Genomic DNA, 22,555 nt, shown 5'->3' with positions numbered 1-22,555 from the left:
TAACGAAGCCTTATAATATATGGTGCTCGGTTAATACTTCTTCCAGATCTTTAGGATGTTTGGTCATCAATAAGGTTTGCATGCCAGCTTGTTTTGCACCCACGAGGTGTTGCGGACTATCATCAATAAATAAGGTCTCTTCCGGGTCGAGCTTGTTTTCAGCAAGCACTTGCTCAAAGATTTCTACATGAGGTTTTCTCAGGAACATCTGCTGGGAATAATAAGCCCTTTCAAACAGACTGCTGTTATCAGGCATATCGAATTCTCTTTTCAGGTAGTCAACGATCCAGTTGTAATGGATTTCATTGTTATTGCTTAGTAAAAATGTACGGTATTTCTCTTTTACTTTTAACAAAACCTCATGAACATTTGGTGGAACTCCAATCAATAAACTATTCCATGCAGCATCAATTTGTTCGTCTGTGATCTCTTTATTTGAGGATGCTTCCCGGATTCCGGCCCTGAATTCCGCGGGACTAATGGCTGCGGTCTCAAAATTATTGAAAATATTATGATGACTTTTATGCGCGAAAAAATCTTCTATATTCGTGATACCAAGTTGTACTAGAGCTGTTTGAGCCCTTTTAAAGTCTATTTCGAAGATGACATTACCATAATCGAAAATGATATTTTTTATTTTTTTCATAAAAACTGTTTCCAAAATTCGTTTCAAATATGTAACATTGCACTCGCAAAATCAATAAGATTTTTCAGGGCCATTAGCTCAGCTGGTTAGAGTAGAAGACTCATAATCTTTTGGTCGATGGTTCGAGCCCATCATGGCCCACTGCTTAAAAAGCCGCTTTTCGATAAGAAAGGCGGCTTTTTTTGTGCCTAAGTCATCCTGTGTTTAGGATTGTTGGATCAATATCGCGATCTTAAAAGTTGTATAGAAGTCTTTAAAAATGTCTTTTGGGAAGAAAAGCTAAATTAGTTTTTTACATTTGTAAATATATCAAACGTCTAAGTCTTGAGTCATGTAATGTCATTTCGCATATAATGTTAAATGACCTTTCCCATCCGGGGAGGGAGTAATTACTATTTTTTTAATTTTACTTATTACAATATGGCTATTTCACAAAAATATGGTCGTACTTTTCATTACCCGTTTTCGCCGGGAACAACGAGCGATGATAGGATTCAGCACGACTATTGGAAATATTTACAACAAATACCGACGTTAATACACACTGAAAAGCTGGACGGAGAGAATAACTGTTTGTCTAAACATGGTGTATTTGCCCGCTCACATGCAGTTCCAACTACATCGCCCTGGACGGAGAGTCTGAGACAGTTCTGGCAACTCGTTAAATACGATCTTGGCGAGCTGGAGTTCTTTATGGAAAATTTGTACGCAATCCACTCTATAGAATATCGTAATTTAGAACATCATTTTTATGTGTTCGGAATTCGGGAACATGACCGTTGGTTAAGCTGGGAAGAAACCCGGTTTTATGCTAACCTACTCGATTTGCCTACAGTTCCTGTTCTTAAAATGGAGCAGAAGCCGGAAAATCAAGGACAGTTTGAAAGGGAAATGTTAGCGTTGGTTAATGGTTCAGGCGCCTTTGATCCTTACGATGTCCAGCATAAATCAAAAGCCACTATGGAAGGAATCGTTACCAGAAATGCTGAGGGGTATGCTGTTGATGATTTTGCGAAAAATGTCTTTAAATATGTACGCAAGGGGCATGTTAAAACAGATGAACATTGGACGAGAAACTGGAAACGTGCATCATTAATAAATGAAGGGGGGCGTTATGTGGACCATTAGCGAAAACAAACAATGGGAAGATCTTGAAAGCCGGTTTGATTGGGTGAAGCGCATGAACGAGGTTCCACAGGACCCTCGTTATCATGCAGAAGGTGATGTAGCAATACATACGCAAATGGTATTGAAAGCCTTACAAAACGAATCGGCTTTTCAGCAGCTGTCTGCGCAAGAGCGGGAGATTTTATGGGCTGCGGCTTTGTTGCACGATGTGGAGAAATACAGCACCACAGTTTATGAAACTGACGGAAGCATTACCTCGAATGGACATGCGCGTAAAGGAGCACAGTTTGCCAGGCAGTTGTTGTATTTTAATGAACCGGCACCCTTTGCGATTCGCGAGCAAATTGTAAGCCTGGTCAGGTATCATGGTTTGCCTATCTGGTTATTTGAAAAACCAGATCCTTTAAAAGCTTTGGTAAAAGCAAGTATGGAAGTTAATCTGGAATGGCTGTGCCTGCTGGCAAAGGCAGATATGCTTGGTCGAATTTGCAGTGATCAGGAAGAGATGTTGTATCGTATTGCTTGCTTTGAAGAATACTGTAAAGAAAATCAATGTTGGGGCAATGCGCGACGGTTTGAGTCAGGTCAGGCCAAAATGTACTATATGCAAAATGAAGATGCTTATCTGGATTACATCCCGTTTGAAACACCGGGAGCAGAAGTTATTCTGATGTCTGGTTTGCCGGGTGCGGGAAAGGATAGCTATATTAAAGAGCATTACAATGACTGGCCGGTGATTTCATTGGATGGTATTCGTCATGAAAGAGGAATACTGCCAACAGATAAGGCGGGTAACGGCCGGGTAATACAGGAGGGAAAAGAGCGGGCCCGGGTTTTCCTGAGAAAGCAACAGTTTTTTGTATGGAATGCAACTAATATAACCAGTCAGATGCGTATGCAGCTGATCGACCTGTTCTTAACTTATAACGCAAAAATAAACATTGTTTATATTGAGGTGCCTTATCATAGCTTACACCATCAGAATAAAAACAGAGATGAAATCGTACCGGCAGGAGTATTGGATAAGTTGGTCCGTAAACTAGAGGTACCTGCGTTGTGGGAAGCACATAAAGTAGTTTATCGGATTAGATAGCATTTGTTATCGCAAATGGTTAAGGAAACATCCATTATGATCCACCCGATTGGGTAAACACCTCGTTTACCCAATTTTTTTTTGCCTTTTAATTCGCTGCAAATCATACAGATAATTCAAAAATCTTATGCTCTGGGATAACCCTCTGCTCTCACATTCAATCTTGATTTATAGTGTCATTTCTCCAGAGTATTTCGTGTATTTTTAATAAAATATCTTTGTTTTGTTCACAATAAGTTAACGAAACGGTAATCTGGCTGATGCTAACTTCGCAGGGTGAATCAATTGACACTTAGCGATCAGAATTTAGTCACTGCGATGAAAAATGGCGATCAGAAAGCTTTTGAAGAGCTTTATGAACAATATTGGCCGGAAGTTTATACCATGATCTATCGACGAATTAACGATAGAGAGGTAACCAAAGACATCTTACAGGAGATCTTTATTAACCTTTGGAATTACCGTCACAGGATTATCGCCGAAAGATCATTGGCTCCCTGGTTGAACAGCGCCGCAAAAAGACAAACCATTTCCTGGTATAGAAAACAAATCAGCACAAAGCAGAGAGAAACCTTTTATCAGGAAAGCGGGACTTTGATTGTACCTGCTCCAACTGAACTCGAGACGAAAGAATTACAGGAACTCCTGGATCTGGAAATTGAGAAGATGCCTGACAATATGAAACTGGCATTTCGACTGAGTCGTTTCGAAAATAAATCCATAAGAGAAATAGCGACAGAACTTTCTCTATCCGAACAAACCGTGAGGAACAATATTTCGATGGCTCTGGAACGCCTTAGATTGCTAACAAAAAGGTTCTATTCAGAGCCGGCAAATCTTGCCGGGGTACTCGTAATCCTGTTAACAAAAATTTAACTTATTTATAGCTTTTTCTTAAAGTACATTTTGGCTTTCGTTGCGAAGAGTTGTATGTATGGCAAAGAAAAACATATTCAGCGAAAGGCGCAGCATAGATCAGCAGGCTGATGCCTGGTTCGATCGCACAGATGACCGGATCCCTTTTGAAGCTTTTTCCGATCAGCAGGAAAAAACAAAGACCGGCGAAGAAATGCTTAACGAAATCCGTCGAAAAATAAGAACGCAGCGACAGAAGAGGCGCTGGCTTAATGTTGCTGCAGCCGCAGTAGTATTGATGACGACAGGAACTTTCGGTTATCGGGCTTATCTGACTTCAGCACCTTCCATTGCCAGGCAGGTTTGGGTTAGCTATGTGGCGAATAAAGGAGAGTTTAAGGAGATCCGGTTACCAGATCGCTCTACGATCCATTTGAGACCTGGTGCAAAGATTGCCGTTGCCCAGCCTTTTATGCAACAAAACCGGGAGGTAAAGTTAGCGGCCGGAGAGATCTACTGTGACGTTAGTCCTGATCCGGAACATCCCTTTTTGGTACATACCTCCCAAATTACCACCCAGGTGCTGGGAACTAAGTTTATCATTAACAATGATCCCCTCGCAGCAGATATCCGGGTGAGCTTACTCAGCGGAAAAATTGCCATACGTAACAAAAAAGCGCAGCTGGGTATTTTATTGCCTAAACAACAACTCACCTTTAACAAGGTAAGCGAAACTGTAAAACTTGACAGCACAACCTTTATGGTTGAAAACTGGCTGAACGGGGAATATATTCTTGACAATGTCTCACTGAAATCTTTTGCACAAACCTTTGGCAATGCCTTTTCTATGGAAGTCAGGTTTAGGGGAAAAGCACTCGAAAATTTGACTGTTTCGATGCAGTTTTACCGGACTGATGACCCTAAAGCTATTCTGAATCAGCTGAAACTAATACATGGACTTAATTATCAGATTAAAGACAAGGAGGTAATATTGATGAGATAGTCTACTAGAAAAAAAACGGTATCTATTGGATAGATACCGAATGTTTTGGTGCTTGCGCTACTGACAGAAAATTGCAGCTTCCTCGTCATTCAATGAGCAAACACCGGGTTTAACTTGTAAACACAATAAAAGTATTAAAAAATAATGTCTATAATCAAAATAGGTGTGAAAATATCACTGATCCTATATTTCGTCTCCATTAACATCATGACTTCACTGTATGCCAGCGAAGCTTTTCCCCAGGCGCTGGAAACAAAAGTTGACATCCGGTTCAAAGAAGGACAACCTTTGTCTGTCGCCCTGGAACAACTAAGAACTAAAGCAAAAGTAAGACTTGCTTATGACCCTTCACTTGCCAGAACCATACCGGTCAAAGCTGCGAACTACCATGAAGAAAAGCTAAAGAATATCCTTCTGCAGCTATTGAAGCACAGTAACCTGGATTTTATGGAACAGGGGGGCGCGGTAGTGCTGTATGCGAAAGATCATCATCCTGTAAAAGCGTCTGTTCAGCAACCTGGTCGGATTGCCGGAAAGATCATCGATGATCGTGGAGAACCACTCCCCGGAGCAAATATCAAACTCATTCAGACCGGGGAGGTTACTCAAAGTCGGGTAGACGGAAGTTATACCCTCAATATTGCTGCTGGAACTTATACACTTGAACTGAGCTATATTTCATTTCAGACCAAACGCATTACGGATATAGAAGTAAAAGCCGGACAGGTAACCAGCCTTAATATTGTACTAAATCCTGCAGCCAAAAGTTTAAATCAGGTGGTGGTTACAGGAACCTTTAAAAAAGAAAGTGTGAGTGCCCTGTATGCCCGTCAGAAAAATGAAGCTAACATTTCAAATGGCATTAGCAGAGAACAGATTTCTGCATTGCCGGATAAGAATATCGGTGAAACCCTGAAACGCATTTCCGGGGTAAGTGCCACCGACAATCGACGCGTAGTGATCCGGGGTATTGCCGAACGTTATAACCTGGCGATGATGGATGGGGCCACACTGCCCAGCACAGATGTACAGGTACGGGACTTCGAGTTCGATATCGTTCCGAGTAACCTTGTAGATAATGTGGTGGTTTCGAAAACTGCTACTCCGGATATGAGCTTTGGTTTTGGCGGCGGACTGGTACAGATCAATACCATCGCAATACCTGACCGGAATTTCATGTCCTTCAGTTTAGGAAGCAAATACACTAATGGAAGTACTGGCGAGGATTTTTTGGGATACCAGCGTGGGAAAAATGATTATCTGGGTTTTGATGATGGGGGCAGGAATCATTTTCCGAAGGATCTTTTAATTTTTACACAGACAAATTATATCCCGACGGATCCGGCCAATACCAATCCGCCTGAAGGGGTTCAAAAAATTACGCCCGACATGATTGCTGCGCAAAACAAAAAGATCGGTGGTTTACAAAGATTTGGCACGCGTGTATATCAGGCTGCTCCCGGACAGAACTATCAGTTTACCCTGGGCAGGAGCTACGGATTAAAAGATAGCCGTTTAGGTTTTGTGGGCTCGTTGACTTACCGCAATGAACAGGCTATAGATGACATTTCTCATTATGAGCGCGGCCGGTTCAACAAGCTGGGCGACAATTTTTATGATCCGGTTACCAATAAGGAATTACAGGAGACAACGGCCAGTCAATATAATTTTACAACCAGTTTGGCAGCATTGGTTAATATGGGCTGGAACAGTAAGAATCACAAGTTCACCTTACGTAATTTCTATTCCAGAGTCTTCGCCGACCAGTTCTTCCGTGTTTCTGGCTGGGGAGAGGATATCGGCTATGCCGAAAATCCGGCCATCAACGAATATGACCGTCCGAAATTTGTCGATCTGTTCCAGAACCGCATCAGTGCTGAACATACTTTTGGCCGGTTAAAGTTCGACTGGGGATTGGCACGTAATCGCGTGAACAATCATGAACAAGATGCAGTAGACGCTATTCTGCGACCTATAACAACACAGAATAGCACGGTCTATGTTTATCAGGCAAGTAACATTACTGAAAATCCCGGGCCCTTAAGCCGTTCTTCCTATAAATACGTAGAAACCAACTGGGCGGCCGACGCTGCACTGAGCTACAAGTTCAGTATCGGGAAGTCAGCACAGGTGCTCAAGGCCGGTTATCAGCTGCTGAATAAAAAGGGTGATTTTGCCTGGAGCGTTTTACCAATTGGTTCGGCAAAGGGCTTTACCGGTGGCTTTAGGCCGGTACAAACCTGGAACGTTGATTTTAATGATCCCCTGCATGATCTTTTCTATCACCCCTCTGATTTCAACAATAACAACTATACTGGGAGAAACAGTAACCAGGCCTGGTATGGGATGATGGACAACCGTTTTAACAAGTGGATTCGTTTGGTATGGGGGATCAGGGGAGAGTATTATAAATATGAAAAGATAAAGGATTCCGCTGCAGATAAGGCAGCAAAGTCGGAAATGCAGAATATGGAAAAGAACCGTTATGTAGACCTGGAAACCGGGAATTTGGTACACAAGACCCTGGATGCCAGTGCCGATGAAAAGAAATGGTTGTATCTACCTTCTGCAAATCTTACCATTACGCCACTGACCGATCTCAACATACGCGCTTCCTATGCCAAATCGGCGGTCAGACCCGCATTGATTGAAAATTCCAGTTTCGCACGTTTCAACCATCTTCATGGCAGGATACAGCGCAATACTGGTGTAATCTCTACGATGATTTCCCACTACGATCTGCGTTTGGAGTGGTATCCATCAGCAGGAGAGGTGCTCTCTGCCGGTTATTTCAAAAAACATTTCAAAAACCCTGTGGAGATGTACCTGGACGTAACCAATAGCAGTGGGTTAGTTGATTTGATTACTGCCAATTCTGACTATGCGAATGTGAATGGATGGGAGTTCGATGTCCGCAAAAACCTGGGATTCATCAATAAGGACTGGAATTTTTTAAGCAATATCTATTTCAGCGGAAACCTTACACTTCAAAATTCAGAAGTACAGGCAAGCGCCTTTCGCTATTCCACTATGGGCTATGGGCAAGATAATGAGGGTAAATCCTATGCCTACAGAACCAAGACCTATTTGAGAGAAAAGCGGGCACTGTATGGTCAGGTACCTGTATTGTATAATATTGGGCTAAACTATACGGGAGATCGTTTAAGTGCCAACGTAGCCTTCAATCATTCGGGCTATAAGACATTCACCGTAGGGATGAAGCCTGAGTATTCTGAACTCGAAAGGCCACGTAATCAGTTAGACGCTCAACTGGGGTATAAGTTCCTGAAAAGCAAAAAGATGGAAGCCAGGTTTAATATGAGCAACCTGCTCAACAGCCCTTACCGTTTCTTCATTAATTCTGATGATACCTATAAAATAAAGCCGGGCGTAAATACCCCAATGGGTGAATGGTCAGATATCTATGAATGGAAAGATGGATTTTCGGAGAAATATGAAAAAGGCTATACGGAGACAACCCCAGAGGGAAAAATCAGGCGGATTGGAGATACCGATACGTTCATTCGTAAGATCGGTACTTCGTTCAGCCTGAGCTTATCTTACAACTTTTAATATGGATTTAATTTTTAATATCATGAAATTGAATAAATTTTACCTGATCTGCCTATGCACTATGCTGCTGGCGTTTACTGCCTGTAATAAAGGGGATCAGGATTTTCTCTATAAAGATGAGCTGTTTGGCATCAATCTGATCGGCTACAATGCAAGTAATGAAGAACTGACGGTGAAGTTGGACACGACTGACTTTGTTACCCCATTGCAGCCTAATTCCCGTTTTGAAAGTACAACTGCTTATACCTTCAGACCAAATGAAAATCGGATTAAGCTTCGGGTTGCGGAGAAGATTTCCGGAAAACTGGTACTGGAAAAGGAGTTGAAAAAAGAAGACGCCGGGATAAAAATTAACTTTTTATACATAGATGGCCGAATCAGTTCAATGCCGGAAAAGCCTGCTGTTGAAGAGGGCAAGCTCAAGCTAATTTATATGTTCCAGCCAACCACCACCAATTATACGGAGCCTGTTGACTTTGTGGTTGGTAAATATTATTTGGTACCTAAGGTATTCGAGGAACTTGGCAGGGCAAAAAATGTGAAACCTTATGAGTTTTGCGCGCCTATTACCTTACCCACATTTTCTACCGCCTCGCAGGAGTATAATGGGGTGAAAACCACGGCCTCCTTTGTGGTCCGTATCTATAAGGCTGGAACGGACATCCCTTATACTGATGGAACGGCATACCTCTGGAATCCGCTATCGTCCACAGCACCAAAGCCCTCGTCGTCCACTCCATCTTCCAAACTTTACATTTTCTCTGAAGCTCCTTCGGGAAGTATGATGAGATTTTTTACCCGATTAGATCAATAGCTATCAATAATGAAACAGATGATGATCAATATGAAAAGACTAATGCTGCTTGTCATAGCAGCAGCAGGACTTATTTCCTGCAACAAAGACGAAATGAAAACAAAAGCGGTTAGCATACAAATCAGAGGTTATAACATCGGAAACAGTAAACTGGAAGTGTCCATGGATGCAGTGGTCTACGATAAATTTAAGATTGAACCTGACCAGCAAATGAATTTTGGTAAAGTGTATACTTATCCGGCTAGTCAGGGACAAGGCTTATTAAGAATTAAAGATGTGATTTCTGGAAAAGAGGTTTTTCAAAATCAGCTGAACCTGAATACCCCTGAGTTAGAGCGTTTTTTTCCATTTGTGTTTATCAACGGCAGTCCCTTAGAGATCAAAGCTCCGGCGGCAGATCCTTCAACGAACAAGATGGCTTTTTACATTTATTATCCCCAGAGTAACGATGGGATAGATGTTTTTATGAAGAATAAGGAAGGAAAGACGGTCTATATCGCCAGGAACGTAAAACCTGCAACCTGGACCTATGCAGATTATGTGACTACTGAAGGTTTTAAAGACCCAAATGAGACTTATACCTGGTACTTTGTCAAAACAGGTACTACAGATCAATGGGCCTTTAACGATAGCGAGGGACTGAGTAACTGTGGGACGAACCAGCTGTATCTCCCTAAAAAAGGGGAAAAGGGAAGGGTGCAAACCTATTTTGTGACACCGGCTTCCAATCAGCTGGACGCAGTTAGCCTGTTCAAAATTTAAATTAACACGCGCTTTGAATTGAGCCCCGGGTATCTATCCGGGGTTCTTCAGTTTTAAAAACAACCTGATCTGTTGCAGAGATGAAAGTTTTGAAAAATAGCTTTCTAACTGTCCATTGGATACAGTCACCAATAAAATCAGTAAAGATATCAGATAAAAAATCAACCCTAAACTACCAACTTAGGAAAGTACCTTAACAACAAATAAATAAGCCTTGATGTTTAATTTTTTACCTTAAAATACCAAGAAAAAAAAATGCGGCTTCATTCCCTACCTGCTGGTGAACATGATGCCTGTTTACTGTCTTGTCGTCCATGAAAAACTGCTTCTCCTTTTCTTTCAATTGGTCCCTGGCCTCATTTAAAAATACATAATGCCCCGTTTTACCTGGTAGGATTAATAATTTTGACCCCTTTATCATCTTTTGATAATGTAGGGCATTCGTTTTTATTGGGGCAATACTATCGCTTTGTGCGCCCACAATATAAACCGGATCATGAATGGATTCAAACTGCTTTTGACTCCTAAAGCCCTGCCCAATTGCCGGACAAATGGCAAAAAATGCCTTTATTCGTTTATCCTTCAGATCGGGAGCTTTTTCGAATGAAGCCCTCACTTCTTCTTTATTTACCATAGTCTTAAGGTTGGGGAATTCGGGCAATGCAATTTCCTTCATTCCAAGAGGCGTTTCAGTAAAATTATTTAGGGATTCCAGACTTAGTTTAGCACCCGCAAGGGCGAGCACAGTGTAACCACCTATGGAAAAACCTGCAGCACCAATACGTTCGCTGTCAATTGCCTGATCAAGTTCCCGGGTCTGCAACAGCTGCGTTAATGCAAAGCTAATGTCCTGTGCCCGGTTCCATGGGGTAACAAAATCTATCGCTGTTTTATGATCATAGGTGTTTCCCCAATGGTCAACTGCGGCAACGATGAACCCTTTTTGAACGAGGATGTCGGCGAGCCATTCCATATTTAAGCGCCCTCCGCCGGTTCCATGTGAAAGCATGATCAAGGGGAATTTCTTTAGCGGGATAGGAGCATTACGAATAGTTGGGACGCGAATAAAGGGATATTCTGGATCTGTAGAGGCTTTATCAGCGTCTGCATCTGTAGGATACCAGACTTCGGTGCTGACTGGTCTGTCTCTCAATGAGTCCCTGTACTGAAAAGTTCTCTGCCCGATAGCGGAGCTTTGTGCATGTGCAATACCTGGTAAAAACAGAATTAAAAACGCAATTTTCTTAAACATAATAGACTTATTTCTCAAACAAATCACCGGATAATGCCCCGGATAAAAATTGACAAAAGTCAATAAATTCATTTTTTAGACTTGAGTCTGCTTAATGTTTCCTGTGATATACCCAGATAATCGGCAACGATTTTTGATGGCAGTCTTTTGATCAGTGTCTGGTTATTAAGCAGCAGCAGTTTGTACCGGTCTTTAGCGTCAACGGTAATTAAACTTTCAATCCGTTTGATAGATTCTATGTAGTCTTTTTCCAGGTTGATCCGATATACCTTTTCCCAACCTGGAAAATGATCGGAGAGTTGCTGGAAATCGCGGTAACTGATATATAAAACTTCGGATGTTTCTAAACTCTGGATAGACGCTAAGGAAGGTTCCTGTAGCGTAAAACTGGGGAAAGCTGTACCAAACTTATTTTCAAATACCAGAAAGCGGGTGGATTCTTTGCCTTCGGCATCCAGCATAAAAACCCGAAGGCATCCGCTTTTTACGAAATACATATAGGAGCAGATCTCACCTGCTTTCAATACTATTTCGTTGCGCCGGAAAGTCCTGAACTTAAATTTGCTGCAAAAAACGGAAAAACTTTCATCATCAACAGCAACATGATTTGTGAGGTACTTTTTTAACTGCCCGAATTTATTCTCATCCATTTGTATGACCTGAAATCTGAATTAATTTAATACCCTTGCTGAATTTTAATCCCCTCATTTAGTTTTCTTCAAAACCCCAGGATAACTCAGCAGACCGAAGCTAGTCTTTTTTTGAAAGTTGATCCTCCAGGTCATTCATTGCTTTATCGTAGCCTGTTTTGTCAATAAAAGCTGCCGGATTATAGGGACTGCCGGGTTTATTCTTGCTGTGCAGCCCAAACTGACTGGAATGAGAGGCAAGCCAGATATCAAAAGTCAGTTTTTTCATCGCACTGATCGTATACGCATAGTCTCGGGCAATATCAGGATACGTATGAACTTCAGAGAACTTTTTATCCGTAACAATGGTCGGCATATTGGCAATTAATACTTTATATTTCCGGCCTCCATCTTTTACATCAAACAAGAAACTAGAGGAGCCCTTCGTATGACCTGGATGATGGAGCATTACCAGTCGCATGTCACCTAATTTTATAACATCACCATTGTGTAATAAACGATCGGTTTTAACGGGTTCAAAGGTTGGTCCATGACCACCTAATGCGTAATCTGAACTCCCCCCGTCCGCTGCAACGGCTGCATCCTTTTCATTGACCATAAGCTTAGCTCCGGTCGCTTTTTTTATCTCAGACATAGCGCCCATATGGTCATAATGAGCTTGAGTAGTAAGTAATATCCTGATGTCATTAAATTTAAAACCCAATGTTTTCAGGTTTGCTTTAATCAATGGCAGAGAAGCAGCAAGCCCGGTATTGATGAGGATATTCCCCTTTGGAGTAACAATAAGATAGCAAGCCAGATCATCTGTACCGATATAATATAAGTTGCCGGCAATGCGGAAAGGCGGATAAGGTTTAGACCATTCTACCGGCGTATCTTTTGGTTCTTTTACCTGTTGGGCTGTAGCGATAAAGGAACTGAAAAACAGGATAACTGTAACGATATGGAAGTGATGTTTAAGCATAAAAAAAAATTACAATTAATGTGGAGTAATTACAGCGAATATATTGAAAATAACGCTAGAGATATCGCTGATATTTCAATAGAAAAACACTTGTGAAAGCTGAAGACGCCAGGACTTTTGAGCAGATGGAAAATGTTTTGGTCTTGCCCGCCGGAAGCCAGGGTTAAAAAGTTGTTTTGGACAATAGAAAAGGCTTTTATGTAGTTTTTTTATATATTTATCCGGCATAAAAATGCTGCTGTTTTATGAATCCGGAATCACAGAATACAATAGATAGTACCAATAGCAATACCATTTTCATGGTTTGGAACTTCAAAGAAAACTTACAGGTTAAAGCTGTTTTTAGCAATCTTTGTAAACTGCTGATCAACCTTAATAATTCTGCTGCAATTCGCTTCCCGGTATCTCGTGCAAGTTGTGTAATGGGAATCGGATATCAGGCCTGGTTGCAGCTCGGACTCCCTGCGCCACTACCTAAGGAGCTGGTAGATTTTGTTCCGGTTACAGGTGAAAAACATACCGCAGTATCTTCCAGAGGAGACTTACATTTTCATATCAGAGCCGATAGCCAGAGCATATGTTATGATATGGCATCTGAAATAACTGATCTCCTGAGCCCGGTAGCCGTCAGCGTAGAAGAAATCCAGGGTTTCAGATACTGGGATGGACGCTCCATCCTGGGTTTTGTTGACGGTACAGAAAACCCAAACGGACAGGAACGGGAATTTTTTGGTATTATTGGAGATGATGATCCTGATTATAAAGGAGGAAGTTACCTTTTTGTTCAAAAGTATATTCATGACCTGGCAGCCTGGAAAGGGTTGTCTGTAGGGGATCAGGAAAAAGTAATTGGCAGGTCCAAATCGAATGATATCGAAATGGAGGATGACGTAAAACCGGCCAATTCCCATATCGCCTTAGCAAACGTGGGTGATGATCTTAAAATTGTCCGGGATAACATGCCCTTTGGAAACATGTCTACGAATGAAATGGGGACTTACTTTATTGCCTATGCCAGCAAATTCAGTACGGTACAGAAAATGCTGAGTAATATGTTTATTGGTGCTCCTATAGGGAATTACGATAGGATCCTCGATTTTAGTACCCCAAAAACAGGTAGTTTGTTTTTCGTTCCAACAGTCGACATGATGGATGAGTTCTCCTCCGGTTAACTGGTTAGAGCCTGCCCAGGTGGCCTTTAATAGAAGTTCTTCCCGGCAGTCTGCAGCAGCAAAAGAAGGTTAAATATCAGAAAAGCATTGAAATAAAAAAAGCACCTCTTTTGGAGATGCTTTAGGTAAATCATCAATAAATTAGATGACTTTTACATTTGTTGCGTTCAGGCCTTTTTTGCCATTTTCAACATCATAAGTAACGGTGTCGTTCTCTCTGATTGGACCTGTTAGTCCAGTCACATGAACAAAGATTTCTGCATCTCCGTTGGCGGGTACGATAAAGCCAAATCCTTTTGACTCATTAAAAAATTTTACTGTTCCTTCTTGCATTGTATTTAAGCTATTAAAGATAAATTGTATTGACTTCCGAAATTGGTTGCCCAACGGAAAACAATAGCACTGTAAAATAAGGATTGTTTAAAAGAATTCTAAGTTTTTTTTACAAAATATTTAAAAACGGGTTTTTTACCCCTGTAAAAGGAACTTATTCTTCCTCATTCTTAACCACAACGTTTTTTCCGAGTGTTTTCAACCGAACGCCATTTTTTTGTTCAACGGTAATGGTAATATGACCTGTTTTGCTGGTAACCAGACATTGGTCTCCATTCTTTAAATTTTGAACAGGTTTGTTTTCCATAACTGGTGTTTCATGTTTAAAATAAATGCCTAAATAACCGTTAAGCTATTTAGGCATTTAAGGTAGCCTTATTTTATGAATTCTATTGCAGCATAAAGGTCATCACGATTGTAGGATCTTCTACGCTCGCCATTTTTCCATAAACAATGCCATTATCTATGTAATAATCAAAAGTCACATGATTGGCCAGTATAAAGTCATGCAGCTTCAGGATAATTTTGCCCGCATATCCCTCTGAAGGCGGAGATAGAAGCGTGAATTTGTACACACCTTTATCATCTGTAGTATAGCTGTAGGTTGATGAAGTAACCCAGGTATTTGCTCCTCCACTCTGGCTGGTATGGGCGTTAATCGTTAATCTTTTGTTCACTACGCTCCACACAAAGTTGATGCGGCCGTAATTGAAACTATAAGGATTAAGCGGATTAGGTTGTAAGTTATTATGGAAGTAGTTCAGTATCACCGCCCCACTGGCAGAAGTGCCTGGATAGATCGTTTTAAATTCAGAAAGCATGCCACTATATTTGGTGCCCCAAAGCTGATTCAGCGGGATTAATGGTACGATTGAATTTTTAACAATATATTCCTTTCCTGCTGCGTCGTACATTGCTAAGGTTACCGCATCCTTCCAGCTCAGTCTTACAAACGTGATCCCTTGAAAAACAAGTCCCTTGTTCAGAATGGAGAGGCCATCAAGTGTAAAATTAAATTTTTCGGAGGCAGAGCTGATTTTTCCATCTGCCGCCGGACCGGTAAAGTCGATTCTCTTTCCAATTTCGAGGTTATTGGTCATATTAGGTGTGATTCCGATCTTTTTGGCCTCAGCACCGGAACCCAATTCTATATAAGGATTTTGGTTGCTGACGAAGAAATTTTTTAATTTATCAATCGCTGTTTTAAAACCACCAGCTTCATAAATCGCCCTTTGTGCAGCCGTGGCTTTTACCAGTTTAAAGGGTTGGCGAAACTTCTTCCCTATAAAAATGATGCTATCGGCAGTAGAGCGGTCATAAATGAATTCGATGTCGCTGCTGAACCCGATTTTGCTTTCACCTCCAAGTACACTATCATCGGGATCGTTTAACATAGAAATGTAGTTATACGTATCAAAAATTAAATCTGTTCCCATGTCCTGTTTTACCCTAAAGTAGGATTTTCCAGCCTCTGAAGCACTTTTGTCAGTTAAATCTCCGTACATAATTGCATTCTGATCTTTATCAAAACTGACGTAAAAACCATAACCTCCGCCTTTAGCTGTTGGCAGAGAGGCAATCCATCCGTCTTTTGCGGATGTTAAGGAGTTTAGAACCAGGGCGATTTGTTCTCCTGCTCTTTCCTGAGGTAACTTATCAAATTTTGCAACGTATGATGTTTTTTTGCAGCTGATCAATACAGACAAGAGTGCAATAAAAAATAGTAATCTTTTCATTTTGTCTTAAGTTAATTTAATAAGTCAGCGGTGCATAAAAATAGTTTGATGGACTACCCTTCACGTAAAAACCACCGTATTTCATGTAATTATCGGCATCAACAGTTACCGGGAGCCAGTCGGCAATGAACAACTGGTTACCCAGGTAATCCAGCAAAGGCTGTACAGATGGCCGCAGTAAATTGGCATTGTTTACCCAGTTATTATCCGTTCCTCCGGGTGTACCTGTAGTAAATTTAACCTCTCCGGTAGTCTGATTAATCGCCATGTTATACGCATAGTTTGCGAGATAGTTATCCGGCCCCTGATTAAAGTTGATCTCCACGTTCATGGTGGTTGCTGAACTGAAATTGAATTTTATAAAATTGAAGGTCAATCCATATCCGCCCAAGCCGTTTATTGCTGTTTTTACACCTTTATACACCTGGCCAAAAGCATCCGAACTGCCATATTTGGTATAGGCCGCTGATTCCAGGTTGACTGTCATTGAAGAATATATTTTTCTGTTGAGCCAGTAAGAAAACTTTGATTCATTTAAATTCAGCGTATTCCGCATATAGTTTTGTAGTTCCCGCTGCAGCTCTTTGAAGCTTATCCCCAGACTGTTGTAATAATTGATCACATTTTGCTCTTTCTGGATCAACCTGTTTTTTCCTGCCGGTGATGAGGTATTGGCCCAGTTATCATACCATGCCTGTCCGTTAATTAATGCCCAGCTAATGGTTTCCGCATAATCTTCGGTATACACGCCACTGGCATAACTGGTTACAAATCCGTTTTGATGGGCAGTTTCTTCCGGCATATCTTTATATGGTTGCTTGTAAAAACCTTTAGAAATACTTTCAAAATCCGTAGGGATAGGAATGATCTGATTCAGGATATGGCCAAACTCATGGTGCATGATTCTTTGTCTGTCCCAAAAATAAAATGCACCTCCAGGGAGCGGGGCATAATCATTTAAGCCATACAATGTAATTCTCCTGCCGGCAGCAGCAGTTCCTGCTACACCCGGATCATTACCATCGGCATAGGAGTAGGAGCCAAATAATACAAACTCTTTAGGAATGTACTTCTTAGAAAATGTCTCCCCGGCCACCTTTCTGTATGGGGCAATGAATCCATTCAGGACTTCCTGCATGGTAGGCTGGATATCTCCCAGTTTGTTGGGCGTAACGTTTGCCGTATTTCCATGGTAATAGCGGTTGTAACGATACACCACATCTATATTATAGGCATCCAGAAAATTCGTTTTCAACCACTGGTCTAATGCGGTATTGGTCTCCGGATGATCAGCGTTAAAAGTACTGTAATCTACATTCAGGTTTTCAGCTTTGCGACAACCCGTTATCGAGGTAACTAAAGCCGCAAATATTAAAAATTTATATATATGTCTCATAATATTAATTTTATCTCGGGTTTAATTCTATACCAGACAATTTAACCTCTTTAGGCAATTGAAATAGTCTTCGTTTATCACCTGGTTTAAGTTCTGTAAAGGTCTCCAGTCCGCTGGCATCGAAGTTGTTATGGACAACAGTAAGTCTCCGTCGGATGATGTCAAACCACCTGATTCCTTCCTGTAAAAACTCCGCTTTTTTGGCATCCAGTATGGTTCGGATCAAGCCATCTTTAGGGTTTGAAAGCTTATAGAAATTATTGATCTTCGCCAGGGTAACGGCATCGTTTACCGGACTGTAGGAATCGGTACGGACACTATAAAAATCATTGATGTCTTTCAGCGCCAGATCATTATCTCCGAGCTCAGCGTAGGCTTCAGCCCTGTTCATTAAAGCTTCATCTACCGTTAACGACGCACTGGTCAGGTAAGGGAAACCAATTCCGGGGCCGGTATTAAAGAAATAACCTTTATACTTATAAGTGGTATACTGTGGTACGCCATAAGACACCACACGGTTGGCTAAAATCTTACCGGTTACATTTGCAGTGGTAAACATTTTTACGAGTTTTGAACCATATCCATGTCGCGGTCCGTACTGGTAATGATAGGTCGAATAATTATTGGACAAGAGCAGGTTGTACTTTTGTGCGCTGGAAAAAAATGCCGCATTAAATTCTTCACCTGTCATATCTTTCAAACCAGTCGTAATCGGACGGATGTTGCTGACAAAATCATTGCCCGGAACGGTTAACGTTGCATGTTCAATTACCTTTTTCCATTCTCCTTTGAATAAGTAAAAACGGGAAGCAAAGGCATGTGCCGCTGCGGGGGTAAAATGATATTTTGGTGTTTTGTAGGCCGAAGCAGAAAGGAGTTTGAGGCCGTCTTCCAGATCTTTCTCGATTTTTTCGTAGGTAGATTGAACCGTACCTCTGTCGTACTGTACAATAACCTTGGTTTCCGGTGCCGTAATGTAGGGAATTCCGGGAGCACTGTTGCTTCCGCCAATTTCATATGGTGTTGCATACAGGATCGCCAACATAAAATGGGCATAAGCGCGGGCTACAAGGGCTTCACCTTTATAGGGCAGCACGGCTGCACCGAGGTTTTCTTTTTCAATGGCTTCCAGTGCCTGATTTGCAGCAGCAATCCCTTCATAACATCCGTTCCAGTAGTTAGAGGTAGAGTTGGTTCCTGTACCAATAACATCTACCCAGTTGTAAGGGAGGTCAAACATTTCGTCAGTACTGCCGATACCAACGCCTTTATCTTCCGCATTGTCTGAAGAGGATTCGGTAAATGTCAGATAATCATAGGTAGGGTAGGCCGTTGAAACGAGCTGAGCCACCTTTTCAACGGAATTAATTTCCGTTCTGTTGTCCGGAGCTTCGTCTAAATATTTTTTACATGATAGTAAAGAAAGGATCGGGACTGCCGCTAACAGGACAAATGATATTTTATTTAATTTCATAATCGATGCGTATTAAAATCCAAATTTTAACGATAGGGTATACTGTTTTGCAACAGGCATGGCCACACCACCGGAGGCATAGAATTCCGGGTCCTGCCCATTCAGGCGTTTATCTGCATAAATCAACCAAATGTTATTGCCTACCAGCGACAATTGTGCATTGGACATATTTAGTCTGGAATAAATGCTCTTAGGAAGGGCATAGGTGAGCGACAGTTGCCTTAATTTTATATAATCTCCTTTTACCACTCGTTCTGTAGAATAATTGTAGATGTTATATGGATACCTGATGTCTACAGCAGAACCATCAGAGCCAATGATTTTAGCTGCGGAAAGCGGATCCAGTATGGCCGGAACACTTGTGAATTTTTCATCCCCAGGTAATACCCATCTGTTCATCACATCCCTGCTCAATGCGGTCAGATCGTCATATGCACTTTGAACCGTTGGTTTTAAACGAAGAAAGTTCCCCGCAGAAAAACCGAATAAAGCGGATACGCTGAAACCTTTATACGAAAACTGATTGTAAAAACCTCCGGCAAAAGTAGGGTCAATAGGTCCTTCATATTTTAGGAAAGACAGATTGTCGTCCTGCAAACCAATGTAAGTAGTGGGTTTTCCGTCCGGACCAATAAAGGTCGGGTATCCATAATCGTGATTTAAACCTGCAAATTGTACAGAAAATAAACTTCGTTGAGAATAGCCTTCTACAGGGGCGCCATTAGATGATATAGACCTCCATACATTGGGAGCAACTTCAAGTTTGGTCACCTTATTGGTATTGTATCCAAAATTAAAATTGGTTCTCCATTTAAAGTTCGGGTTGTCTATTACTTTACCGGTAATTGCAAATTCGATCCCATTTCCTTTCATCGCTCCATAATTCGCCGTTTTTTCAAACTGACCGCCGATACCTGAAGTTTTGATCCCGCCAATTAGGTCGAAAATATTCCGCTTATAGACGTCCAGGGTTAAATTTAAGCGGTCGCCAAGCATGGCTACATCTAAACCAATGTTAAAATCCTTGGTTTTCTCCCAGGTAAGCTGTGAGTTCTCTAAGCTGGAAATGAAAGTTTGTACTTCCTGATCCACAATATTCGGTCTCCTTGCAATTTGATTATAAAATACTGCAGACGAGTTTTTGGCATTTCCGATACTTGCAACCAGACCATAAGAGGCCCTTAGTTTTGCCGCATTTACGATGTTGTTTTTAGGCCAGAAAGACTCTTCATCAATATTCCAGCTTCCGGAAAGGTTCCAGGTTGGCAACCACCGTGCTACCGTGCTTTTACCCATCAGATTTGAACCATCAAGACGAGTAGAGAATTTTAAGGTGTATTTTTCCTTATAGGTATAGGAGGCATTTGAAAAATAAGCAATGTAACGGTCAAGTCCGTAGCCCATCCCAAAATAGGGTTTGCCTGTTTCAGCGGCCTGTTTGAAATATTTGTAATTGGAACTTACCAATCCTCCATTTTCAAACTGATAACCTGCACCGTCAAAATATTCATTTTGTCTGTCTGCATAGCGCAGCTCCATTGCACCAAAAACATTTAGGTTATGGTCTTTATTAAATGTTTTGTTGTATTGTAAATTTTGTCTGAAATAATAACTTTTTAGGTTATCTCCTGTAATCTTGTAAAAACCGCCATCCGGTAATACGCTCACACGTAGTCCATTTGGGAAATCAGGATCGAGGTATAAATTCGGATTATCTACGGAAGAGGTGGCATCATCTATGGTCCTAAATGAGGTGGCCATATTGGAATTCTTCAGGATATAAATCTGACTCTCCGTCTTTGTAAAGCGATAAGAACCATTCACGGAGTAAGTTAAGCTGGGGATTATTTTATAATTTACTCCTCCCTGAACCTTAAAATCAATCATTCCCAATTTCAGATAATTGGTGTTTAACTCATTTAAGATGTTAAATGGAGCACTGTTCTGGCGGAAATATTCCAGGTTCCCATTTTCGTCATAAGGGGTGATCAGACGGCTGGTAGACAATGCGTAGTTATAAGGATTGATGTCAAAGCCTCTGTAATAGGTACCATAAACAGGGTCCGACTGCAATGCCGTTGTTCCCGGTGTTTGCTGGTTCCGTACGGAGCCGTTTGCCAGTAATTCGCCGCTAAGCTTGTCATTTAACTTGAAGTTAGCGCGATAATTACCTGTGAAACGATCTACACTATTGCCTTTGGTTTGTCCATTGTCACGAAGAAATGAAGTAGAAGCATAGGTTTGAAACTTTTCCGTACCTGAGTTGATGCTGACCGAATGATCTTGTTGCAGGGAGTTTTTAAACAGTACATCAAACCAATCTGTATTTGCATTTGCATACCTCGATAAAAAGGCAATTTTACTGGCATTGTCATTTCTCAATGCCCAGGTTTTTGTGCTTTCGTTATAGTCATAAAGCATGTTGTACATCTTGTAAAAGATCCCTCCCGAATTGCCTCTGGAAGCGCCGGGGATTTGATAATATCCTTTATTCTGCATCTCAATCATAATGGCCATCTGATCTGCAGAATTCAATACATCAAAATCTGCATAACTTGGCTTGGCATAGGTCGTATAGTTTCCGCTATAGCTAATTCTTGCAGCACCCTCTGTTTGTCTTCCTTTTTTTGTCGTCACGACAATTACACCGTTCATGGCTCTTGCACCATACATACCTGTGGCTGCGGCATCTTTCAGGATATTGAAACTCTCAATGTCATCAGGATTCAAACCAGCCACAGATGAACCGATCAGGGTATTTGCATCACCCGTGGTAAGGGCCTCATTGGAAATGTTCACGACATCCTCCAGGATAATACCATCTACTACCCAGAGAGGTTTATTGTCGCCGGAAAAGGAAGTCGCACCACGTACACGAATTTTCGGTGCAGCACCAAAGGTTCCTGAAACATTCTGTACAGTAACCCCTGCAACTTGTCCTTCCAGCATCCGGCTGATGTCAGGAACACCGTTACGCTCAGCATCAGTAGCTTTAATAATGGCAGAGGAACCTGTAAATGTTTTCTTCTCAAGAGTTTGATAACCTGTAGAAATCGTGACCTCTTTCAACTGAGATACATCCTCTTTCATCCTGACATTGAGTATGGTTCTGCCGGCAAGGGTAATTTCTTCATTTTTATAACCCACATAAGAAAAAACCAGTGTAGAAGACTCATCAACTTTCAACTGATAATCTCCTTTTTCATTTGTGGTGGCAGAGTTCTTTTTGCCTTTTTCCCTGATGATTACTCCTGGAATAGGTCGTCCGCTATCGTCCGTTACACGTCCTTTTACCTCAACTATGGCAAAATAGTCTGCAATCGCTTCCAGGATAGATTTCTCCCTGGCTTTCACAACAACTGTTTTATCCATAATCTCATAAGAGAAGGGTTGGTTTTCGAAACACAGGTTGAGCGCTTCGATCAATGTACCGTTTGCGATCTCAACATTTACTTTGCTGGCTTTTTCCAGCAAGCGTTCGTTGTAAAAGAACTGATACCCGCTTTGTTGGCCCAGATCAGCAAAGATTTGGGTAAGTGGGGTATTCCTTTTCTTTAAGTTTATTGTTTGGGCTGTTCCCGACGCACTTACCTGCATAAATACGGAGAATAATAGAGCGAAGGTTAACTTCATAGTTCGCCAAATGAGATTGCGCCCCTGCGGTTTTTTGGACAGCAGGGTGCAATGAATAATATTATTCATAT

Annotated in this window: 18 protein-coding genes and 1 tRNA gene; 9 read left to right on the top strand and 10 right to left on the bottom strand. The window is 41.4% G+C overall.

Going from position 1 to position 22,555, the window contains the following annotated elements:
• Positions 1-10 precede the first annotated feature (10 nt).
• A complete protein-coding gene (locus DBR43_RS19575; protein ID WP_124583855.1) occupies positions 11-646 on the bottom strand; it encodes an HAD family hydrolase in 636 nt (211 codons plus the stop codon).
• A gap of 67 nt (positions 647-713) precedes the next feature.
• Between DBR43_RS19575 and DBR43_RS19570 the strand changes: the two genes are divergently transcribed.
• The 8 genes from DBR43_RS19570 to DBR43_RS19535 all read left to right on the top strand — a co-directional run bounded on the left by DBR43_RS19570 (position 714) and on the right by DBR43_RS19535 (position 9,874).
• Positions 714-787 (top strand) — tRNA-Ile (locus tag DBR43_RS19570).
• Between the two features lie 279 nt (positions 788-1,066).
• Positions 1,067-1,774 carry an RNA ligase family protein gene (locus tag DBR43_RS19565; protein WP_124583853.1) on the top strand — a complete coding sequence of 236 codons (708 nt, stop codon included), beginning with the start codon at positions 1,067-1,069 and terminating at the stop codon, positions 1,772-1,774.
• Positions 1,746-2,867: an AAA family ATPase gene (locus DBR43_RS19560; protein WP_233603050.1), complete on the top strand. Its 1,122-nt coding sequence runs from the start codon at positions 1,746-1,748 to the stop codon at positions 2,865-2,867. Before DBR43_RS19565 ends, DBR43_RS19560 begins: the two co-directional genes overlap by 29 nt.
• A gap of 276 nt (positions 2,868-3,143) precedes the next feature.
• On the top strand, positions 3,144-3,743 hold the full coding sequence (locus tag DBR43_RS19555; protein WP_124583851.1) for an RNA polymerase sigma factor: 600 nt from the start codon (positions 3,144-3,146) through the stop codon (positions 3,741-3,743).
• A gap of 58 nt (positions 3,744-3,801) precedes the next feature.
• Positions 3,802-4,725 (top strand): FecR family protein, encoded by a 924-nt coding sequence (locus DBR43_RS19550; protein WP_124583849.1) that lies wholly within the window; start codon positions 3,802-3,804, stop codon positions 4,723-4,725.
• 144 nt (positions 4,726-4,869) lie between these two features.
• Entirely contained in the window at positions 4,870-8,298 is a 3,429-nt protein-coding gene (locus DBR43_RS19545) for a TonB-dependent receptor (RefSeq protein ID WP_233603049.1), read from the top strand.
• Positions 8,299-8,320: 22 nt separating this feature from the next.
• On the top strand, positions 8,321-9,112 hold the full coding sequence (locus DBR43_RS19540) for a hypothetical protein (protein WP_124583847.1): 792 nt from the start codon (positions 8,321-8,323) through the stop codon (positions 9,110-9,112).
• A 9-nt stretch (positions 9,113-9,121) separates the two neighbouring features.
• Positions 9,122-9,874, top strand: coding sequence for a hypothetical protein (locus DBR43_RS19535; protein WP_148090767.1), 753 nt, complete (start codon positions 9,122-9,124; stop codon positions 9,872-9,874).
• Positions 9,875-10,103: 229 nt separating this feature from the next.
• On the opposite strand, the gene DBR43_RS19530 is transcribed toward DBR43_RS19535, so the two are convergent.
• The 3 genes from DBR43_RS19530 to bla form a co-directional block, all read right to left on the bottom strand.
• Positions 10,104-11,126: an alpha/beta hydrolase family protein gene (locus DBR43_RS19530; protein ID WP_158622551.1), complete on the bottom strand. Its 1,023-nt coding sequence runs from the start codon at positions 11,124-11,126 to the stop codon at positions 10,104-10,106.
• Between the two features lie 68 nt (positions 11,127-11,194).
• Positions 11,195-11,776 (bottom strand): Crp/Fnr family transcriptional regulator, encoded by a 582-nt coding sequence (locus DBR43_RS19525; protein WP_124583841.1) that lies wholly within the window; start codon positions 11,774-11,776, stop codon positions 11,195-11,197.
• A 100-nt stretch (positions 11,777-11,876) separates the two neighbouring features.
• Positions 11,877-12,740 (bottom strand): subclass B3 metallo-beta-lactamase, encoded by an 864-nt coding sequence (gene bla / locus DBR43_RS19520; protein ID WP_124583839.1) that lies wholly within the window; start codon positions 12,738-12,740, stop codon positions 11,877-11,879.
• A gap of 245 nt (positions 12,741-12,985) precedes the next feature.
• Here bla and DBR43_RS19515 point away from each other — a divergent pair, with 245 nt between their 5' ends.
• Positions 12,986-13,912 carry a Dyp-type peroxidase gene (locus DBR43_RS19515; RefSeq protein WP_124583837.1) on the top strand — a complete coding sequence of 309 codons (927 nt, stop codon included), beginning with the start codon at positions 12,986-12,988 and terminating at the stop codon, positions 13,910-13,912.
• A gap of 141 nt (positions 13,913-14,053) precedes the next feature.
• Here DBR43_RS19515 and DBR43_RS19510 read toward each other — a convergent pair whose 3' ends face one another.
• The 6 genes from DBR43_RS19510 to DBR43_RS19485 form a co-directional block, all read right to left on the bottom strand.
• Positions 14,054-14,245, bottom strand: a complete 192-nt coding sequence (locus tag DBR43_RS19510; protein ID WP_074605915.1) for a cold-shock protein — start codon at positions 14,243-14,245, stop codon at positions 14,054-14,056.
• A gap of 154 nt (positions 14,246-14,399) precedes the next feature.
• Positions 14,400-14,552, bottom strand: coding sequence for an RNA-binding protein (locus tag DBR43_RS19505; protein WP_124583835.1), 153 nt, complete (start codon positions 14,550-14,552; stop codon positions 14,400-14,402).
• Positions 14,553-14,634: 82 nt separating this feature from the next.
• Complete coding sequence (locus tag DBR43_RS19500; RefSeq protein ID WP_124583833.1) at positions 14,635-15,981, bottom strand: DUF4302 domain-containing protein; 1,347 nt, start codon at positions 15,979-15,981, stop codon at positions 14,635-14,637.
• A gap of 16 nt (positions 15,982-15,997) precedes the next feature.
• Positions 15,998-17,377: a substrate import-associated zinc metallohydrolase lipoprotein gene (locus DBR43_RS19495; RefSeq protein ID WP_124583831.1), complete on the bottom strand. Its 1,380-nt coding sequence runs from the start codon at positions 17,375-17,377 to the stop codon at positions 15,998-16,000.
• A gap of 10 nt (positions 17,378-17,387) precedes the next feature.
• Positions 17,388-18,851, bottom strand: coding sequence for a RagB/SusD family nutrient uptake outer membrane protein (locus DBR43_RS19490; RefSeq protein WP_124583829.1), 1,464 nt, complete (start codon positions 18,849-18,851; stop codon positions 17,388-17,390).
• Positions 18,852-18,863: 12 nt separating this feature from the next.
• A complete protein-coding gene (locus DBR43_RS19485) occupies positions 18,864-22,484 on the bottom strand; it encodes a SusC/RagA family TonB-linked outer membrane protein (protein WP_124583827.1) in 3,621 nt (1,206 codons plus the stop codon).
• Positions 22,485-22,555 lie beyond the last annotated feature (71 nt).

Source organism: Pedobacter sp. KBW06, assembly GCF_003852525.1.
GTDB lineage: Bacteria > Bacteroidota > Bacteroidia > Sphingobacteriales > Sphingobacteriaceae > Pedobacter.
Note: the sequence above shows the minus strand (reverse complement) of the source record. Positions and strands in the feature narration are given on the sequence as shown.

What these genes read in the sequence shown, in the direction of transcription:
- DBR43_RS19515 (WP_124583837.1), top strand. Translation starts at nt 12,986, where the DNA reads ATGAATCCGGAATCACAGAATACAATAGATAGTACCAATAGCAATACC.
- DBR43_RS19565 (WP_124583853.1), top strand. Translation starts at nt 1,067, where the DNA reads ATGGCTATTTCACAAAAATATGGTCGTACTTTTCATTACCCGTTTTCG.
- DBR43_RS19525 (WP_124583841.1), bottom strand. Translation starts at nt 11,776, where the DNA reads ATGGATGAGAATAAATTCGGGCAGTTAAAAAAGTACCTCACAAATCAT.
- DBR43_RS19535 (WP_148090767.1), top strand. Translation starts at nt 9,122, where the DNA reads ATGAAACAGATGATGATCAATATGAAAAGACTAATGCTGCTTGTCATA.
- DBR43_RS19500 (WP_124583833.1), bottom strand. Translation starts at nt 15,981, where the DNA reads ATGAAAAGATTACTATTTTTTATTGCACTCTTGTCTGTATTGATCAGC.
- DBR43_RS19510 (WP_074605915.1), bottom strand. Translation starts at nt 14,245, where the DNA reads ATGCAAGAAGGAACAGTAAAATTTTTTAATGAGTCAAAAGGATTTGGC.
- bla (WP_124583839.1), bottom strand. Translation starts at nt 12,740, where the DNA reads ATGCTTAAACATCACTTCCATATCGTTACAGTTATCCTGTTTTTCAGT.
- DBR43_RS19495 (WP_124583831.1), bottom strand. Translation starts at nt 17,377, where the DNA reads ATGAGACATATATATAAATTTTTAATATTTGCGGCTTTAGTTACCTCG.
- DBR43_RS19530 (WP_158622551.1), bottom strand. Translation starts at nt 11,126, where the DNA reads ATGTTTAAGAAAATTGCGTTTTTAATTCTGTTTTTACCAGGTATTGCA.
- DBR43_RS19545 (WP_233603049.1), top strand. Translation starts at nt 4,870, where the DNA reads ATGTCTATAATCAAAATAGGTGTGAAAATATCACTGATCCTATATTTC.
- DBR43_RS19550 (WP_124583849.1), top strand. Translation starts at nt 3,802, where the DNA reads ATGGCAAAGAAAAACATATTCAGCGAAAGGCGCAGCATAGATCAGCAG.
- DBR43_RS19560 (WP_233603050.1), top strand. Translation starts at nt 1,746, where the DNA reads ATGAAGGGGGGCGTTATGTGGACCATTAGCGAAAACAAACAATGGGAA.
- DBR43_RS19490 (WP_124583829.1), bottom strand. Translation starts at nt 18,851, where the DNA reads ATGAAATTAAATAAAATATCATTTGTCCTGTTAGCGGCAGTCCCGATC.
- DBR43_RS19505 (WP_124583835.1), bottom strand. Translation starts at nt 14,552, where the DNA reads ATGGAAAACAAACCTGTTCAAAATTTAAAGAATGGAGACCAATGTCTG.
- DBR43_RS19575 (WP_124583855.1), bottom strand. Translation starts at nt 646, where the DNA reads ATGAAAAAAATAAAAAATATCATTTTCGATTATGGTAATGTCATCTTC.
- DBR43_RS19485 (WP_124583827.1), bottom strand. Translation starts at nt 22,484, where the DNA reads ATGAAGTTAACCTTCGCTCTATTATTCTCCGTATTTATGCAGGTAAGT.
- DBR43_RS19540 (WP_124583847.1), top strand. Translation starts at nt 8,321, where the DNA reads ATGAAATTGAATAAATTTTACCTGATCTGCCTATGCACTATGCTGCTG.